This window comes from Halovenus aranensis, from assembly GCF_900100385.1.
GTDB classification, from domain to species: Archaea; Halobacteriota; Halobacteria; order Halobacteriales; family Haloarculaceae; genus Halovenus; species Halovenus aranensis.
This window is the reverse complement of the sequence record NZ_FNFC01000006.1, coordinates 167,881-184,048: the sequence shown is the minus strand read 5'-3', so window position 1 is coordinate 184,048 and position 16,168 is coordinate 167,881. Positions and strand designations below refer to the sequence as shown.

Here is a 16,168-nt window from a genome sequence, read left to right as displayed (position 1 = left end):
GGCGAACAGGTGACACGACGGCACCGCGACGTGGTGTGTCACACGCAGGCTGACACGCCGCGGCAACTCTCAGCGCATGCCGGCTGTGGTTCCGTCATCCTATATAAAAGCTTGCCGCACGGCGGAACTGGACGGCGACTGTCTCGACGAGTACAGCGATACGCCGTGAGAGTCGGCGTGCGCTCTCGGGAGTAAATCCCGCAGCTACTGCATCGACCACCTGTTCTTTCAGCTGTCGATGGTGCCGGCGGATACGCCGTACCTCGCTCAACGACGTAGCTGGAACCAACACACCATCTGTCGACCCACTCGGAGGCTCGAACAGGCCCGTGCCGAACCAGAGAGGGACGAAGATAGCGACACCGTCACGGCCGATGTGATAGACGATTTCGGTTGTCTGTGCGTCGGGTTGTCGTCCTCTGGTGGCGGTCACTGGACGCCAGTCGACGGTAGCCAGTCGCTTGGCCGGACTGTCCGCAGCGAAGACGGCATCGAGAACCGCATCACGGGCCCCCCACCGGGAGCGATACCAGTACGACACGTCGGGGCCTGTGATACGGGCGACTGCGCGTTCACCCATGCATCGACACCCCTCGGTGGCCGAACGTCTCGTTTTTCAGACACGCATCTGGCGTGGTCTCACAACGGATGGACACGGCGTGTCTGCGTTCGTGCTAGTACAAAAACGAGGGGACGGTGTCAGCTATCTTGGCGACTGCTCGGGCGTCTCTGGGTTGCCGTCGTCAGAGTCGTCCTCAGCGAGAAATTCGTATAGTTTGAGGAGAGCGTATATCGGAAGCAGCGGAGCGAGGACGATAGCCATGCCTGCGAAAATCAGCCAGCCGAATACTCCCATTCCGCCTTTACCCTTCAACTCTCGCTGTGGCGTCACAGTATCAGTCATACACGGTAGTTGTGCCAGGGCGGCAAAATAGGTTACCGTCTGGCTCTCTCGTGCCGAACTTTTAGTGTCTGGGCCTGGCAACGTAATTGGGAAGAAGGGGAATGGGGAAAGTTATCGACCTTACCGAGTTCGAGGAACGGCCCGAGATACTGACAAGTACAGCGCTGACTGGCGGCCTGCTCGGCGGTGGGACGATGCTATCGACGGCGCCACTGGAGACCTATCTCGAGGACCAGGAGTCGCCTGTCTACGCCGCCAGAAACACCAAGGCTGGTCTGGAAATCGAACGCCCGGCAGGGACGGACTGCATCGAACCGGGCGACGACCACCAGGCGCTCGCGTTGCTCACTGACCTGCGGGTACTTTTCGTCGTCGGACAGGCTGCTGGCGACCACAGAGTCGAAATTCCGCTCGACCGAATCGTCGAAGTGAAGTCCGAGTTCGAGGATTTCCGGACGAGTGAGCTCAAGATCCACACTATCGCCGACGAGTGCTGGCTGTTCCAGTGTACGGACGACACCGAACCGTTCGCAGAAGCAGCAGACGAACTCGCACAGCTATGGACACACGCCCAGCGCCTCCTCGACGAGGCAGAGATGCAGGTGTCGAGCGCGGAGGACGCGCTGTCGGAGTCAGCCATCGACAGGGCACGCGACGAGTTAGGTGACGCTGAGGGCAAAATCGGACGGGCGCGCGACAGGATAGCCGAAGTCGGACCAGCGGCGGCCGACAAGGTGTACCGCCGAGCCGCGTCGCTCTCGCGGCGGCTGGTGACGCTCGAACGGAAACTGACTGCAGCAGAAGGCGCACGCGCCCACAACCGCGCACAGACTGCCTGGGAGCAGCGAGAATACGAAGCTGCGGCAACGGGCTACGAGCGAGCAATCGACAGCTACGAACGGGCGCTCTCGACTGACGGCCTGGAACCGACACAGGACGCGCTCGAACGGCGGCTTCGGGGTGCTGTCAAGGAGCGAGAACTGCTTCGTGTCGGCCCGCTCGTCGACGCTGACACGGACAGACGCCGCGCAATCGCGCGAGAGGACCCAGAGGAAGCCGCCGTCTGGTGGGTGCGTGCACTGGATGGGTACCGCGAACTGCTCAGTCTCGACTGGGCGAAAGAGACCAGGGCGTTCGTCCACGATAGAGAGGATATCCGGGAGGAGACCGTCGAGATTGCCGACGAGGCGATTGGAACCCACATTCGCGCTGGCCAACAGTGGATTCACGCGGCCGACCGTCTGGCCCGCACCGGACACGAAGAGCAGGCCGACCGCGTCTACGAGCGCGCACGCGAGCAGTTCGAGGAGGCAGAAGAGATTGCAAGTGAGGTCCGCCCTGTCAAGCTCGACGAGATTCAATCGAAACAGGAACTGGTCGAGACCCGCTTGTCGGAGGGGACACCGGACGAACCAGTCCGGTCGTCGGCGTCACAGACCGTCGAAATAACGGGCTTTCACGTCGACCCAGACGACGGACTGGTGACAGATACCAACGAGACACAGCCAGCGACAGAGGACACCGTAGCCTCCAGACAGCCACAGCAGTCTGAGGGTGTTGCCGAGAACCAGACAGACGGAGTCACCACCCCGGACCGCCAGGAGGAGACCGCTCGGGAGCATCCACCGGCAGACTCGGGCCAAACGCATTCCGAGCGGACCGATGCACCGACCGACCAGCAGACTGGCAAAGAGCCGTCGATGCTAGAGCAGATGCAATCGGCGCCTGCCGAAGACGGTGACAGCCCATCTCCGGAGGCGACCGAAGCGGCAGACGACAGTGAGTCGACAGAGCGACCCAACAGCCACACAGACGACCAGTCGGGGACGCTTACAGACCAGTTAGTCTCGCTGACAGACGACCAGTTCGACGCAGTCGTCGACGACCTCTGGGAGTCACAGGGGTGGACGACGATGTCGCTGTCAGTACAGTCTCGGTCAGCGTTCGACGTTCTGGCAATGCGTGACCAGCCCGAAGAGGAGCGACTGGGCATCTGGACGCTACACGACCCCGACGGACACGTCGACACAGAAGAACTAGCCACCTGTAAAGACGCGCTCGAGGCGAGCAACGGGGCCGATGCCGCGACGATAGTAACCACGGCGACGGTGACCCCCGAAGCGGAATCTGCGCTCACAGACGAGCCGATTACCGTCGTCGAAACGACAGAGTTGTGCCAGTTGCTCCGGTTCGAGGCGCTCGCAGACGAGGTCCGCTCGCTGGCGTAGCGCTGTCACTCACAAATACTTAAGACCGTTCCATCCAGTTGTTCACGACATGGAGTATGCACTGGAGATAGCGGACACGCCTGAGTCGATTCCAGCAGGAAGTAGTATCTTGCTCGTCCACCCGAGTACGGGCGAGACAGACCGTATCGATACGGACTTTCTGAAGACGGACACGGACGGGTTACTCGTCGTCTCCACGCGGACGACCGCCCGAGAGGTCGAGCAGAAACTCGAACACTACGAGATTGACGAGTCGAAGGCGACGATTCTCGACACCCTGTCGGCAGACCGAGGCTACACGCGACGACAGAACGAACACATCCGGTATATCTCGACCCCGGAAGACCTCGACAGCATCGTCGAAGAGACCGAGCGCTTCCTCGAAACCACCGAAGGAAAACGACGCGTGAGCGTCGACTCGATAACCGAGATGATTTATTATGCGGGCGAAGAGCAGACACTCGAAGCCGTCCACGCTCTGTTGGGGTTACTGGAGAGTCACGACGCTGTCGGACTCTTCCATCTCGCACGCGGCGTCCACGATGAGCCCATTCTCGACGAGTATCGGACGATGTTCGAGCGTGTCATCGAATTGGACGAACAGGGCGATGCCGTCGCAGACTTCCCGCCGTAACACCTCCCAGCGCCACGTGTTTTCGGGCGTGTACCAGTACCATACCACCAATAGTTAAGATGGCTGAGTTTCGTAAGGGTATACGTATGCCGGAATGCCAGAACTGCGGTGCCTTCGTAACGGCGGACTATGCACGCGTATTCACACCAAACGGCGTCGACGAGCCCAGAGTCTGCCCCCAGTGTGAAGACAAGATACGTGACGGCGCAGATGTGAGACAGGCACGCTCGACACGACGAGGATAAGTTTCGTTCTGTTTTCTTGGCCCGGGCAAATACCGACTAATCGAGCGTCGACGAGAGAATGCGCTGAGCCTGCTCGAAAATATCGTCGGCGCGGTCGCGCTCGCGCGCCTGTGCCGTGAGGCGAACGAGCGGCTGTGTGCCACTTGCTCGTAACAGGAACCAACCGCCGTCGAGGTCGACCCGAACGCCGTCCATCGTCGAGACGTTCTCGAAGGACGCGATAACGTGCTCTCTGACGTCTGCCATCACACGTTCTTTGTCAGTCACCTCTGTCGAGTCCCGACGAATCGGATACGCCTCGACCCCGTCTACACGCGCCGAGAGCGCTCGCTCGGCTGAAAGCGCCGCGAGTTTACACGCGGCGAGTGGGCCGTCGGGACACAGCGTCGCCTCCGGCCATATCCACGCCCCGCTGGGCTCACCCCCGAATCCGACTGACTCCTCGCTGGCTTTCTCCGCGACGTAGACGTCCCCGACCGGTGTTCGCGTGGTTTCTATATCGGCGTCACGGAGGTGGTCCGCGACGGCGAGACTCGTATCGACAGGGACAGCGACCGAATCGCCGGGTGTGGCCGCGTCACGGGCCAGAATCGCGAGCAACACGTCACCGCCAACGAACTCGCCGGTTTCTGTGACGGCACGCATCCGGTCAGCATCGCCGTCGTGTGCGATTCCCAGGTCCGCGTCGCTGTGTGTCACGAGAGTTACCAGCGACTCGCAGTTCTCTTCGGTCGGTTCGCTCGGTCGACCCGGGAACGCACCGTCAGGCTGTGCGTTCAATGTCGTCACCTCACAGCCGAGCGCGTCCAGCGCGTCGACCGTGACGCCACCAGCGCCGTTGCCTACGTCGACAACAACTGAGAGGGGGTCCTCAATACGAACGGCCTCGACAAGTCGGTCGCGGTGGGTTTCTGTGTGGTCTCGTCTGGTCCGCGTGCCGAACTCGTCCCAGCGTGTGAGTGCCGCCTTGTCGCCCTCGATGCGCTCCGTAATCGTCTGCCGGAGGTCTGCGCCGAAGGCCTGGCCCGACGGCTGCCACAGCTTGATGCCGTTGTCCTGTGGCGGGTTGTGAGAGGCCGTCACCGCGACACCGGCGTCGGCTCCCTCCCAGGCGACCGCTCGCCCGATTGTCGGCGTCGCCGCGACGCCCAAATCGACCACGTCGACACCCGACTCGCACAGGCCTGCGGCGAGCGCATCGACGAGGGCTTTGCCGCTCTCTCTGGGGTCTCGTCCCACGACGACTCGCTCGGTGTCGACGCCAAGCGCACGGCCAACGGCAAGCGCGAGCGAGGCCGTCACCTCCGTACCGACCAGGCCACGGATACCGCTCGTTCCGAACATAAGCCGGTATCACTCGATTTCGGCGAGGCGTGCGGCGATTCGCTGGGCACCGACCGTCGCGGCGAGGTCTGGCCTGTCTGCGGTAATTGCATCGACATCGCGGCCGAGTTCCTCCCCGACGCGTTCTTCGAAGGCATCGACGATGCCCGGAACACAGGCCATCCCGCCTGTAAGAACGATTGGCTGGTCGAGTGCGAGCTGGTAGATTTTCATGTGGTCGTTGGCGAGCTGTGAGAGGAACGTGTTCGAGAACTTCTCGACGGCTTCGTCGAGATACTCGTTTGCGGCGTCCATCACAGAGCGTTCGATGGTGAACTCGTGGCTCCCGCCGCCAGGCTGTTGGATAATGTCCGTAAAGGGCTCGAAGCTATCGAAATCTGCGTGGTTCTCCTTGTATTCGCGGGCTTGCGTGACATCGACGTTGACACGGCCCTGAGTCTCCTCTTCGACGTAGTTTGCGATGATGCGGTCGACTTCGTTGCCGGTCACAGCGCCGGTGGTAAACGGCGAAATCTGCTCGCCGCGGCGGTACGCAGACGCTTCGAGGTTCGTCGACCCCATGTTGATGGCGATAAATATCTCTTCGATAGCCTGGAGGTCGTCGCCGAAGGCCGGAATCGAACCACACAGCGATTCAGGATAGCTCTCGATGAGCGCCTCACCGATAGAACTGTTCTCGATAACCTCGCTGAGGTTGTCGAGTCCTGCGGGGTTGTCGATGGTCGGGATTGCGTAGACGACCGCGCTCTCCTCGGGGATGTCGTAGGAATCGATAATCGCCTCGAAGAACTGCTCGGTCAGTTCGGCACGGTCCTCGTCCTCGGGTAGCCCAGACCGGAGCATGAACTCGACGCGGTCTGGGTACTCGCGGGCGGCTTCGTTGCCGTACAGGAACTGTTCCTCACCTGTCAGTGCGTCTTCATAACGTGCGAGACAGGTCAGTGTCCGAATCGTCTTGAGGTCGCCGTCCTCGGTGGGGAGAACGATGACTGTTCGTGTACTGCCCAGCTTCACCCCGACTGGAACGGGTTCGTCGTCGTCAACCTCGATATCCGCCGACAACTCCTCGATTTCGGCGTCCACGTGCGAACTCATACGTGGAGGCGTTCTCACGCGCCGGGTATATATCAACCGGAACATATCAACCCCGAAACCCGACGCTGCGTGCAGGGCTACAACGCTGTGAAAACGGCTACGTGAGCGCTCAGGGAGCGCCCGCGATGACCATCGTACTCTCCTCGTCGAACGACAGGTGTCGCGACGCGTCGGCGTCGACACGGACCGCCTCCCCGGGGTCGAGCTGGAGTTCGTCGCCATCGACTGTCAGGACGCCCGAACCATCGACGAGGAGGTACACCTCTTCTTGCCCGTCCTCCGCGTGGTCGTGTTCCATACCGTCCCACCCTTCGGTGGCGTCGAGAACGGTAAACCCGAGGTTCTCACAGTCGAGTTCGTTCCGGAGGAAGTACATCCCTGGCGCGCGCGGTTCGACCTCGTCGTAGGTGGCTGTGTCGTAGGACATACCCGATTGTTCGGCCACCGGCATCAAAAGCGTCGGGGGTGGCCTTACTCGAACAGCTCCTCGAAGACTTTCGCCTGTGCGGCCCGGAGATGCTGGTGGTATGTCGGTCGGGCGATGTCCATCGCTTCGGCGAGTTCGTTCCCGTCGATGTCACGCGGCCAATCGAAAAAGCCCCCGAGATAGGCGGTCTTGAGGGCAGTCTCCTGTCTGTCGGTCAGGCGGTCGCTGAGCGCGGCCTTGAAGTCCTGTCTGGTCTCGACGGCACGCTCGCGCTCGTGATACCCCAGCAGGTCCGTCCCCGGGTAGCGAGACTCGACAAGTTCGAATAGCTCCCTGGCCTCGGCTTCGGCGGGGAGTTCGACAGTGAATCTGGCCGACCCGCCCTCGGCGACGACTTCCTTGGTGACCGCGCCGTATTCGGCGAGAACCGCCAACAGCGACTCCTCGACGACCAACTCGACGAGACACTCGTCTTCGTGGTCGACGATAGTGGTCAGCTCCATCACCACGTCGTCAGAGCGAGCACGCTCGATGAACGCCCCGGTATCGACCCCCTCGGCCGAGAGATAGAGGCGGACGGCACCGTCAGACCGGTAGTCGATGCCGACGGCTTCGAGCGTCCCCTCGGCGGCGCCCGAGAGGCGGTTGAACAACAGCTCGGAACTGCCCACAGCGAACTCCAGTTCGATGATTTCGGTGGCATCGAGGATTCGGCCGCGCTCGACGGCGTTGATTGCGTTTGCCACCGCACGACCGAGTGCGTCGAGGATGACCCGCTCTCGCTCGTCGAACACGTCACTGTCTTGGGCACACACGGTAAGGGTCCCGTAAGTCGCGTCTTTGTACACCAGCGGGATGATGACGACGGCACCAACGTCGCTGTCGGCGACGATATCCGACAGCGGTCCGTACACCTCTGTCATATCGGTGAGTACCTGTGTCGTTCCCTCGTGATAGGCGCGTGCGACGGGCTCGTTCTCGCGTGTGAGGTCGAACGACTGTCCCTCAACCGGCAGCTTTGTCTCACCCTCCCAGGCAGTCGGCGACAGCTCCTCGGTCGTCACGTCGGGTTGCCCGACCCAGGCGAAGGAGTACGGGTCGGTCGCCGCCAGCTCCGCGACGACGTTGCGCTCCAGTTCGTCACGCGTCCGGGCCTGAACGAGAACCTCGACCGTGTTCTGGACGAGTCCGTTGACTCGGTCGAGTAGCCTGTCAGACTGCTCGCGGGCCTCTCGAATCTCCTGGGTCCGTTTCGCACGCATGCAGGCGGCGGCCGCACTCGTTGCAAGGAGCCCCAGGATGCTCTGGTCGGTTTCGTCGAAAGCGTTTGGCTCCGTCGAGGCAACCGTTATCGTCCCGTGGACGCCGACCGGGTAGTACATCGCCGAGCGCACGTCGCCGTATTCGAACTCGTTGTCGATGACTGCAAAGTCGTCGACAATCGTCGGCTCACCCGTCGCAAAGACGGTGCCAGGGTATCCTTCGTCGATGCCGTAGGTGGGCCGGTCACCAAGCGTCTCTTTGGCCGCCGGTGTGGACGCAATCGGCTCGAGTGTCCGAGCATCGCCGTCGTACAGGCGAAAGAGAGCGACGTTCTCGTCGACGAGTTCCGCGGCGGCGTTTGCGGCGAGTTCGCCGACGTGCTGTCTGTCTCGGGCCTGCATCAGCGAACGGGTCGTCTCCAGTATCCCCGAGAGCTGTTCGCGATGCATGTTTCGCTCGGTCACGTCGCGGCCGACACCGGTGACGCCCGTAATCTCGCCGGATTCGTCGTACAGCGGCGCTACCGAGAACTCGTAGGGAACGTGTGTGCCGTCTTTCGTTTCGAGCATCGCCTCTGTCGAGAGTTGGTCACCCGACAGTACCGAGTCGAACATCGCCGTCACCTCCTCGCTGTCCTCGGCCGCAATAATATCCATCGGCTCGATGTCGGCGATGTCGGCGGCTCCGTAGCCGGTCACGTCTTCCAGGCGTTTGTTCCACTGAACGAGTGTTCCCTCCCGGTCGAAGGCATACACCGGGTCCGGGAGGCTATCGAGCAAGCTCTCGACGAACGCCTGCTGGTGTTCGAGCTCCTGCTCGAACGCCTGGCGTTCGAGCATCAGCGTCAGCCAGTCGGCGAGTGCCTCGACAACGGACTGGTCGTACTGGTCGAACCCGCTCTCGTGGGCACTCTTGTCGGCGAAACAGACGGTTCCGTACTGTTCGCCCTCGACCGAGAGAACAACCCCCAGATAGCACTCGAGTTCGAACCGTTCGTAGGCCGGGTCGTCTTCCCAACCCTCCTCACTCGCGGCATCGACAGCCTTTGTCTCTCCGTCTTCGATGGTATACCTGCAGTACGTCTCCGTGAGCGGAGCCGACTCGCCTACTGCCAGCTCCGGATGGTCTCCGACGCTGTGGAGTATCCGCTGCGTGTCGTCCGCGATGCGCGTCACGAACCCGTACTGCACGCCGAGGTGGTCAGCGACGATTTCCAGTAGCCGGCGAATCTTCTCCTCGCGGCTCAACTCAAGGCCCGACGCTACATCGTGAAGTTGGCCGAGAATAGCCTCCTGTCGGTTTCGCTCACGGTCGAGTACCACAGCGACGCCGGACTCGAACGGTTGGACTGTCGCACGTAGCTCGACCGGCCCCGTGGTATCGACCGACAGAGCGGTTGCAGACTCACCAGACCGGACCGCATCGGACACCGCCGTATCGCCGAAAAGCCCGTCGACGGAACTGCCACTCACCTCGTCCGGGTCAGCGGCGAGGAAGTCGCCGGCGGTTTCGTCGACGAACACCACGTGATGCTCATCGTCGACAATCACCACACCTTCCGAGACGTGTTCGAACAGTTCAGGCGCGACCCGCTGGGGTATCCCGCTGTCCAGACTCATCTCTGATACTAACTATGTTGGTATCTGCGTATATAAAATCTCGTCTCCCGCGAGTCACGAGGGTATCGCAGTTGTCCACGTACCTCACTCAGGCTCGGTCACCTGTTTCCCTTCGGCCTGTGGGACGACCGTCTGGTCGGCGTCGACCCATTCTCGGTCGAGTTCGCAGCCGTCGAAGAGTCGGTCGAGAAACACCGCGAGCGAGGCAATCTCGGAGTGGGGTTGATTGGTGACGGCGACGTTGAACGCGGCCGCCTCGTAGATATCAAAGGGGACCTTTTCTGCGCCGACCACCACGAGCAAGCGCCCGAAGTCGTCGTCGGCGTCCGTGTCGATGCCCGCGACGTTTCGAATCTCCGACTCGACCTCCTGAATCGGGAGGCCGTACATCGTCAGGTGAACGACCGTTCCCTCCCAGTTTTCGACAGTCGCTATCGGTTCGTCGGTCGTCTCGACGGCGAATGGGCCGCCGAACCGGTCGGTGATATCCTCAATTGTCTCGCGGCGGCCGCCAGCGGACCCGGCGAGGATGACACTGTCGGCCCCGAGTGCGCGCGCCGTGAGTCCGACGTGTGTTGTCGTCCGTTCGTCTCGGCCCGGCCGGTGGCCGAGTCTGAGTACCGCAACCTCCGGCGTTTCCTCCATCGTGCGTGCATCCTCGGTTCGGAGTCTTATAACGGCCCGGTTCGCCCGCCGACCGCGGGCGGCGAGAAAAAGGCTTTACCGACCCGGCCTCGTACCCGCAGGCAAATGGTACTCGATAATCTCGGCAGTTCGCTCCGGGGCACACTCAACGACCTCCGGGGAAAATCCCGTATCTCCGAGGAGGACGTGGAGGGTGTCGTCAAGGAGATACAGCGTTCGCTTATCCAAGCCGACGTGGATATCGCGCTGGTCCAGGACCTTTCTGACAGCATCGAGGGCCGAGCACTCGACGAAGAACCGCCCGCTGGCACCTCGGCACGTGACTGGGTACTACGTATCGTCTACGAAGAACTGGTAGAGCTGCTCGGTGAGTCGACGGACCTTCCGCTTGAAAATCAGACGATTCTCCTGGCTGGCCTGTACGGGTCGGGGAAGACGACCACCGCCGCGAAGATGGCCTGGTGGTTCTCGAAGAAGGGGCTCCGTCCCGCGGTTATCCAGACTGACACCGACCGTCCCGGCGCATACGACCAGGCCAAGCAGATGGCCGACAACGCAGAGGTGGACTTCTACGGTGACCCCGACGAGAACGACCCGGTCAAAATCGCGATGGAGGGCCTCGAAGAGACGGCCGACGCCGACGTTCGTATCGTCGACACGGCCGGCCGAGACGGTCTGAACGAGGACCTCATCGACCAGATAGAGCGCATCGAGACAGCCGTCGACCCGGACCGGAACCTGCTGGTACTCGACGCGGCGATGGGCCAGAGCGCGAAAGACCAGGCCCAGGAGTTCGAGCGCGCAATCGGTATCGACGGCGTCGCCATCACGAAACTCGACGGTACGGCGAAAGGCGGTGGCGCACTCGCTGCAGTCAACGAGACCGATTCGACGATTGCCTTCCTGGGTACCGGAGAGACCGTCAAAGACATCGAGCGCTTCGAGTCCTCCAGTTTCGTCTCTCGGCTGCTCGGCATGGGTGATATCGACCAGTTGGCCGAGCGCGTCGAGCGCGCGATGGAGGAAGCCCAAGAAGAAGACGAGGACTGGGACCCCGAAGATATGCTCGAAGGGAAGTTCACCCTCCGAGATATGAAAAAGCAGATGGACGCGATGAACCGGATGGGCCCACTCGACCAGGTGATGGACATGATTCCGGGCATGGGCGGGGGCATGATGGACCAGCTACCCGACGACGCGATGGACATGACCGAAGAACGGATGCGGGATTTCGAGGTCGTCATGGACTCGATGACAGAGGAGGAACTGGAGAACCCCCGCATCATCGGCGCGAGCCGGACGAAACGCATCGCTCGCGGCTCCGGCAAACCCGAAGAACGAATCCGCGAACTCCTCCAGCAACACAAGATGATGGACCAGACCCTTCAGCAGTTCCAGGGGATGGGCGACGCCGACATGGAGCGCATGATGCAACAGATGCAACAGCAAGGCGGCGGACCTGGCGGTATGGGTGGCATGGGTGGCGGTGGCGGCGGCAATCCGTTCAATTAACGACACTTTCGTCGAGGTCTCGTCTGTGACGGCGGAAAGGCTACGCTGTCAGCTTACGAGGTCGCACTCTCGTCGTAGTACTGTCCAGCGGCGATGAGAAACGACGTTATCGCGGTCACGAACGCGACGGCTCCGATAGCGCCGATGCCGACGCGCAACACGTTTCCGGAGAGCTGTTCGGCGGCGAGCAGGACAAACACTGCGGTAACGAAGGTAATGAGCAACGCCGTTCGGGCGAGTCGCCCGACATCGACGCCGCTAACGGACATAATTTAATACCTCGTCGAGGACACCGTCGTATTCGACGCCCGCGGCCGTGCTCCCGAGCGAGTGAATCGACTGGCAAATCCACATTCCTGCGGTGAAGTTGACAAAGGCAACAAACGACACCAGCCCGATTTGTCCCTCGACGAGCAGCGCAGAGGTGGCCGCCCCGAGGAAGCCAAACGCCATTATCGCGTGGGTCAGTACCGAGCGAGTGCCAAAGTCAGCAAGCGCCGTTGGTGGGCCAATTGCCATACTGCATTGTAGGGCTACACCGTCTTAAATCCGTGTGTGAACTGACACACTGACATCGGTGGATGAGTGGACGACTCGACGACCGCCGGGGCGGATACTACTCGCTGTCAGAGCGCGTCTCCTCAGCGGCGTCGATACGGACCGCCGAGACCCTCGTGCCGTCCCCACGCCACAGTCACAGGACAACATCGGAAACCAAACAGTGTGTGAACAGGTCGACAGAGACCAGAACCTACATTTTGTTCCCGAAAGTCGGTGTGGCTATGGACAAGACAGGGACACGCCGACAGTTTCGCTGCGGTTATCATTCAGGGTCAAACCATCCACACTCGCCTGGCCAGAGGACGGCAACTGGCACCGGTCTCTGCCACGATACCGTCAGACAACAACTGGAGGGACAGTAGCCATGTCAGAGAGATTCTCGCGTCGTGGCATTCTGAAAGCCGGTGTAGCGGGCATCACAGCAGCCACCGCCGGGTGTCAGGCTCCCGAATCCGGATTCCGTGCTGAGGGCGTCACCTTCACCGGCGGGGCCGAGGCGTTCGACAGCGTCGAAGCGTCGTTCGACCACACAGTTCTCGACGGCGTCGGTCAGTTCCGACACTCGCTGGAGAACTGGGGGTATCGCCCCGACGAGACGGTCCCTGACGCCGTCGAACAGGAGTGGCGCATCCCCGAACACAACACCGGCGAGCACAGTGCAGCGAAAGCCAGCGCCGTCGGACTGTCAGACGACGAAATCGCGTTTCCGGGCGATACGGGGCTCCTCTCTGTTATCTCCGCCGACGGGGAGATTCAGTGGCAGGGAGAGACCGACCTCGCCGGCCGGGGTATCCACGGGACTCCCGTCGTCGCAGACGGTCGTGTCTTCATCGGGGCATACGACGGCGTGCTGTACGCCTTCGACGCAGAGACGGGACGCGAGGAGTGGTCGACGAAACTCGGCGGCTCAATCGGGTCGAGTCCAAAATACGACGGGAAGGTCCTCTACATGGCCGTCGAGTACTCCGACCCAGAAGGGAGTATGTTCGCGGTCGACCCGGAGACTGGCGACGTACTCTGGGAGGACCCGAAAAGCCGGCCGACCGACCACCCACATTCGACGCCGGCAATCGACCCCGATGCGGGCTACATGGTGGTTGGCTCTAATGACGGCATGCTCTATGGCTGGAAGTACCCGTCACTGGAGTTCGACTGGACCTTCGAGACGAACCCGACAAACGACACCGACGGCGAAATCAAGGGCCCAGTCACGACCTACGACGGCGCGGCTTTCTTTGGCTCCTGGGACCGGAACATCTACCGCGTCGACCTCGAAACCGGCACAGAGGACTGGTCGGTCGAGACAGGCTGGCTCTCGATGATGGGGCCAGGCGTCGACCCGACGCGTGACCTGGTGTTCGGCGGGAGTCACGACGACAACCTCTATGCACTCGACGCACAGACTGGCGACATAGAGTGGCAGTTCGAGACACAGGGGCCGTTGACCGGTTGTCCGACCGTCTGTGAGCATCGGGTCGTCTTCGGCTCGAAGGACAACTCGCTGTACGCGGTCGAAACCGAGACCGGCGAGAAAGTCTGGGAAGTCGAAAACAACGGCGTCGTGACGAGCACGCCACTCGTCCGGGACGGCGCTATCTACTACGCCGAACGCGCCCCCGACCCTGAAGACGGCGATACCGACGGCGGTGCCTACAAGCTCGTCGACGCGACCTGACCACACCGAGAAACAAGACACGGGGTTTAGGTGTGTCACATTCAGTACGACCAGCTATGAGCCTCCGGCTGAAACTCGGCTTGTGGGTTCGGATGGCCGTTGCCCTCGTTTTGACAGTCGTCTCTGTTGGAATACTGCTCGCCGCCGAGTTCGCGCTCGCGGTTGTCGTCTCGATTTTTGGAGCATTCCTGATGCAGACCTTTGGCGTCGCGTTGCTCGGTCTCGCTGGCGTTGTCGCCGTCTGCTTGCTCTCGTGGGTGGCTATCGTCGCCGGACTCAGACGAATGACAGCTCCTGGCATCCTCGCGCGGCGTATCGACAGCGACCCCGTGAGGAAGGCAGTACAGCGAGCCGGACAGGTCGTCTGGGAGCCACCGTCGCTCCGAACGATAGGTCGTGGTATCGGTCTCCTCGCCGGTCCCGGAGTCGGCCTCATCCTCTGTTATCAGCTCGGATTCGTTGTCCTCGGTCTCGACCCGATACGTTTCGGGATAGCCTTTGGGGCAATCATCGTCGTCTGTTACACCGGTTGGCTCGTCTACGACGAGTTACGTGCGGCCGGGAGCGTCCGAACACAGCTCGAAGACGAGTACGACCTCGTTGCAGACTCAGAGCAAGAGCAGACACTCAGTCGCCGCGTCCAGCGGCTGGCGGCCCAGGCAGGCTGCCCAGTTCCGGAGGTCGAAATCGGTGCCTCACGGCTCCCGCAGGCGGCGACTGTCGGCTACCGCCCGGAGAACTCGATTATCCTGGTGTCACAGGGCCTCATCGAGTCACTCGACGACGAAGAGCTGGACGCGGTACTCGCTCACGAACTCGCCCATCTGCTCAATCGCGACGCGGCGGTGTTGACCGCACTCTCGTTTCCCCGCTCGAAGGTACAGGGGTTAGTCGACCTGATGTACCGCTGGGACTCCTCGGATGCAGACATCCTTCTCATACCGCTGTTCGTCGTCGCCACACCGCTCTATGTCGTGAACCGTCTCGCGGTGCCGACAGTCGCCCGGTACCGAGAGTACGTGGCAGACCGGGCCGCCGCCGAAGTGACCGGGAATCCGGCGGCGATGGCGAGCGCACTCTCGACACTCGACCGGGAGTACGCGGTTCGCTCCTCGACTGACCTCCGAGTCACGTGGTCGACTGCGGCGTTCGGCGTCGTCGCGCCGCCCTGGGAGGAACGGAAGTTTTTCGACCGTTCGACGCGGTTTCTCTACCGTCGCATACTCGGCACGCACCCCCGGACAGCGGACCGAATCGAGCGGCTCCGCTCACAGATAGAGTAGAGCGTCTGCCCGACGAGTCCCGTCTATAGACTGGCGGCGAGCGCGTCGAGTTCGTCGTCGCCGCGGTCTGTAACTGGGTCACCGTGGCCCATACACGCGATATCGAACGACAGGTCTCGACTCGCCAGCGCCTGAATGCTCCCGTCGTTTTGCCTGTTACTCGCGGCAAGCGGCCACGGTGGCGTCCCCAGCGTGTTGCCGTCACCGGTCACCAGGTCACCGAGCATCGCCACCCCGAGGTGTCCATGGTGAAAGGCAGTGTGTCCTGGCGTATGTCCCGGGGTGTGGTAGGCTGTGAATCCGCCGACCGTCTCGCCGTCCTCGATTCGACTGACGCCGGTTCCGGGCGGACGCTGGAAGACGGCGGCGACACGCTGGAACGCGCCTTTTTTGCTGAGGACGGTAGGTCGGTCTGTACCGTCCAGCAAGCTCGCGTCGGGCTCCATCGCGTAGATTGGTGCGGTCGAGCCGAGGGCGGCGAGGCCACCGACGTGGTCGAAATCATAGTGCGTGACGAGTATTCGGTCGAGTTCGTCTGTGTTGTAGCCTGCCTCCCCGAGTTCTCGTTCGAGTGTCTCGGCTCCGGGAGTGCCGGCATCGACGAGAGTCACTGTGCCGTCGTCGACCAGATAGGCGTTCACCATCCCGAGGTCGAGCGCCCATACTGCGCCGTCGTCGTCGAGTTGGACTGCCATCAGTTGTTATCCCGCACTGTCAGAGTGCCTGTCGCTCG

General features: G+C 62.0%; 16 protein-coding genes. 6 read left to right on the top strand and 10 right to left on the bottom strand.

The window, feature by feature from the left end; genetic code table 11:
• Positions 1–94: 94 nt before the first annotated feature.
• On the bottom strand, positions 95–580 hold the full coding sequence (locus BLR34_RS08010) for a hypothetical protein (RefSeq protein WP_092701765.1): 486 nt from the start codon (positions 578–580) through the stop codon (positions 95–97).
• Positions 581–703: 123 nt separating this feature from the next.
• The gene (locus BLR34_RS08005) at positions 704–904 is read right to left on the bottom strand and encodes a DUF7535 family protein (protein ID WP_092701762.1); all 201 of its coding nucleotides are present in this window, start codon (positions 902–904) and stop codon (positions 704–706) included.
• Between the two features lie 101 nt (positions 905–1,005).
• Here BLR34_RS08005 and BLR34_RS08000 point away from each other — a divergent pair, with 101 nt between their 5' ends.
• The 3 genes from BLR34_RS08000 (at position 1,006) to BLR34_RS17750 (ending at position 4,011) form a co-directional block, all read left to right on the top strand.
• On the top strand, positions 1,006–3,132 hold the full coding sequence (locus tag BLR34_RS08000) for a restriction endonuclease (RefSeq protein WP_092701761.1): 2,127 nt from the start codon (positions 1,006–1,008) through the stop codon (positions 3,130–3,132).
• Positions 3,133–3,181: 49 nt separating this feature from the next.
• Positions 3,182–3,766: a DUF7090 family protein gene (locus BLR34_RS07995; RefSeq protein WP_092701758.1), complete on the top strand. Its 585-nt coding sequence runs from the start codon at positions 3,182–3,184 to the stop codon at positions 3,764–3,766.
• An 86-nt stretch (positions 3,767–3,852) separates the two neighbouring features.
• Positions 3,853–4,011, top strand: coding sequence for a DUF7563 family protein (locus tag BLR34_RS17750; RefSeq protein ID WP_449271823.1), 159 nt, complete (start codon positions 3,853–3,855; stop codon positions 4,009–4,011).
• A 36-nt stretch (positions 4,012–4,047) separates the two neighbouring features.
• On the opposite strand, the gene glmM is transcribed toward BLR34_RS17750, so the two are convergent.
• From glmM to BLR34_RS07970, 5 genes are all read right to left on the bottom strand, one after another.
• Positions 4,048–5,355 (bottom strand): phosphoglucosamine mutase, encoded by a 1,308-nt coding sequence (gene glmM, locus BLR34_RS07990; RefSeq protein WP_092701755.1) that lies wholly within the window; start codon positions 5,353–5,355, stop codon positions 4,048–4,050.
• Positions 5,356–5,364: 9 nt separating this feature from the next.
• Positions 5,365–6,450 (bottom strand): actin-like salactin, encoded by a 1,086-nt coding sequence (locus tag BLR34_RS07985; protein ID WP_218120867.1) that lies wholly within the window; start codon positions 6,448–6,450, stop codon positions 5,365–5,367.
• A gap of 109 nt (positions 6,451–6,559) precedes the next feature.
• Positions 6,560–6,877: a cupin domain-containing protein gene (locus tag BLR34_RS07980; RefSeq protein WP_092701752.1), complete on the bottom strand. Its 318-nt coding sequence runs from the start codon at positions 6,875–6,877 to the stop codon at positions 6,560–6,562.
• A gap of 44 nt (positions 6,878–6,921) precedes the next feature.
• Positions 6,922–9,759: a bacterio-opsin activator domain-containing protein gene (locus BLR34_RS07975; protein ID WP_092701748.1), complete on the bottom strand. Its 2,838-nt coding sequence runs from the start codon at positions 9,757–9,759 to the stop codon at positions 6,922–6,924.
• A gap of 84 nt (positions 9,760–9,843) precedes the next feature.
• Positions 9,844–10,404 (bottom strand): tRNA (cytidine(56)-2'-O)-methyltransferase, encoded by a 561-nt coding sequence (locus tag BLR34_RS07970; RefSeq protein WP_092701745.1) that lies wholly within the window; start codon positions 10,402–10,404, stop codon positions 9,844–9,846.
• Between the two features lie 105 nt (positions 10,405–10,509).
• Here BLR34_RS07970 and BLR34_RS07965 point away from each other — a divergent pair, with 105 nt between their 5' ends.
• The gene (locus BLR34_RS07965) at positions 10,510–11,916 is read left to right on the top strand and encodes a signal recognition particle protein Srp54 (protein WP_092701742.1); all 1,407 of its coding nucleotides are present in this window, start codon (positions 10,510–10,512) and stop codon (positions 11,914–11,916) included.
• Positions 11,917–11,969: 53 nt separating this feature from the next.
• On the opposite strand, the gene BLR34_RS17240 is transcribed toward BLR34_RS07965, so the two are convergent.
• Positions 11,970–12,185, bottom strand: a complete 216-nt coding sequence (locus BLR34_RS17240; protein WP_092701739.1) for a hypothetical protein — start codon at positions 12,183–12,185, stop codon at positions 11,970–11,972.
• Positions 12,175–12,435 (bottom strand): hypothetical protein, encoded by a 261-nt coding sequence (locus BLR34_RS17235; protein WP_092701736.1) that lies wholly within the window; start codon positions 12,433–12,435, stop codon positions 12,175–12,177. The genes BLR34_RS17240 and BLR34_RS17235 overlap by 11 nt, the downstream gene beginning before the upstream one ends.
• Before the next feature lie 406 nt (positions 12,436–12,841).
• Here BLR34_RS17235 and BLR34_RS07950 point away from each other — a divergent pair, with 406 nt between their 5' ends.
• Both BLR34_RS07950 and BLR34_RS07945 read left to right on the top strand, forming a co-directional pair.
• Positions 12,842–14,152 (top strand): outer membrane protein assembly factor BamB family protein, encoded by a 1,311-nt coding sequence (locus tag BLR34_RS07950; RefSeq protein ID WP_092701733.1) that lies wholly within the window; start codon positions 12,842–12,844, stop codon positions 14,150–14,152.
• A 56-nt stretch (positions 14,153–14,208) separates the two neighbouring features.
• Positions 14,209–15,435: a M48 family metallopeptidase gene (locus tag BLR34_RS07945; protein ID WP_092701730.1), complete on the top strand. Its 1,227-nt coding sequence runs from the start codon at positions 14,209–14,211 to the stop codon at positions 15,433–15,435.
• Positions 15,436–15,458: 23 nt separating this feature from the next.
• Here the strand turns inward: BLR34_RS07945 and BLR34_RS07940 are convergent, their stop codons facing one another.
• Positions 15,459–16,130 (bottom strand): MBL fold metallo-hydrolase, encoded by a 672-nt coding sequence (locus tag BLR34_RS07940; protein WP_092701728.1) that lies wholly within the window; start codon positions 16,128–16,130, stop codon positions 15,459–15,461.
• Between the last annotated feature and the right edge of the window lie 38 nt (positions 16,131–16,168).

Coding starts and splice junctions, on each gene's coding strand:
- BLR34_RS07940 (WP_092701728.1), bottom strand. CDS start 16,130: ATGGCAGTCCAACTCGACGACGACGGCGCAGTATGGGCGCTCGACCTC.
- BLR34_RS08000 (WP_092701761.1), top strand. CDS start 1,006: ATGGGGAAAGTTATCGACCTTACCGAGTTCGAGGAACGGCCCGAGATA.
- BLR34_RS07945 (WP_092701730.1), top strand. CDS start 14,209: ATGAGCCTCCGGCTGAAACTCGGCTTGTGGGTTCGGATGGCCGTTGCC.
- BLR34_RS07980 (WP_092701752.1), bottom strand. CDS start 6,877: ATGTCCTACGACACAGCCACCTACGACGAGGTCGAACCGCGCGCGCCA.
- BLR34_RS07975 (WP_092701748.1), bottom strand. CDS start 9,759: ATGAGTCTGGACAGCGGGATACCCCAGCGGGTCGCGCCTGAACTGTTC.
- BLR34_RS17750 (WP_449271823.1), top strand. CDS start 3,853: ATGCCGGAATGCCAGAACTGCGGTGCCTTCGTAACGGCGGACTATGCA.
- BLR34_RS07965 (WP_092701742.1), top strand. CDS start 10,510: ATGGTACTCGATAATCTCGGCAGTTCGCTCCGGGGCACACTCAACGAC.
- BLR34_RS08010 (WP_092701765.1), bottom strand. CDS start 580: ATGGGTGAACGCGCAGTCGCCCGTATCACAGGCCCCGACGTGTCGTAC.
- glmM (WP_092701755.1), bottom strand. CDS start 5,355: ATGTTCGGAACGAGCGGTATCCGTGGCCTGGTCGGTACGGAGGTGACG.
- BLR34_RS07995 (WP_092701758.1), top strand. CDS start 3,182: ATGGAGTATGCACTGGAGATAGCGGACACGCCTGAGTCGATTCCAGCA.
- BLR34_RS08005 (WP_092701762.1), bottom strand. CDS start 904: ATGACTGATACTGTGACGCCACAGCGAGAGTTGAAGGGTAAAGGCGGA.
- BLR34_RS17240 (WP_092701739.1), bottom strand. CDS start 12,185: ATGTCCGTTAGCGGCGTCGATGTCGGGCGACTCGCCCGAACGGCGTTG.
- BLR34_RS07950 (WP_092701733.1), top strand. CDS start 12,842: ATGTCAGAGAGATTCTCGCGTCGTGGCATTCTGAAAGCCGGTGTAGCG.
- BLR34_RS17235 (WP_092701736.1), bottom strand. CDS start 12,435: ATGGCAATTGGCCCACCAACGGCGCTTGCTGACTTTGGCACTCGCTCG.
- BLR34_RS07970 (WP_092701745.1), bottom strand. CDS start 10,404: ATGGAGGAAACGCCGGAGGTTGCGGTACTCAGACTCGGCCACCGGCCG.
- BLR34_RS07985 (WP_218120867.1), bottom strand. CDS start 6,450: ATGAGTTCGCACGTGGACGCCGAAATCGAGGAGTTGTCGGCGGATATC.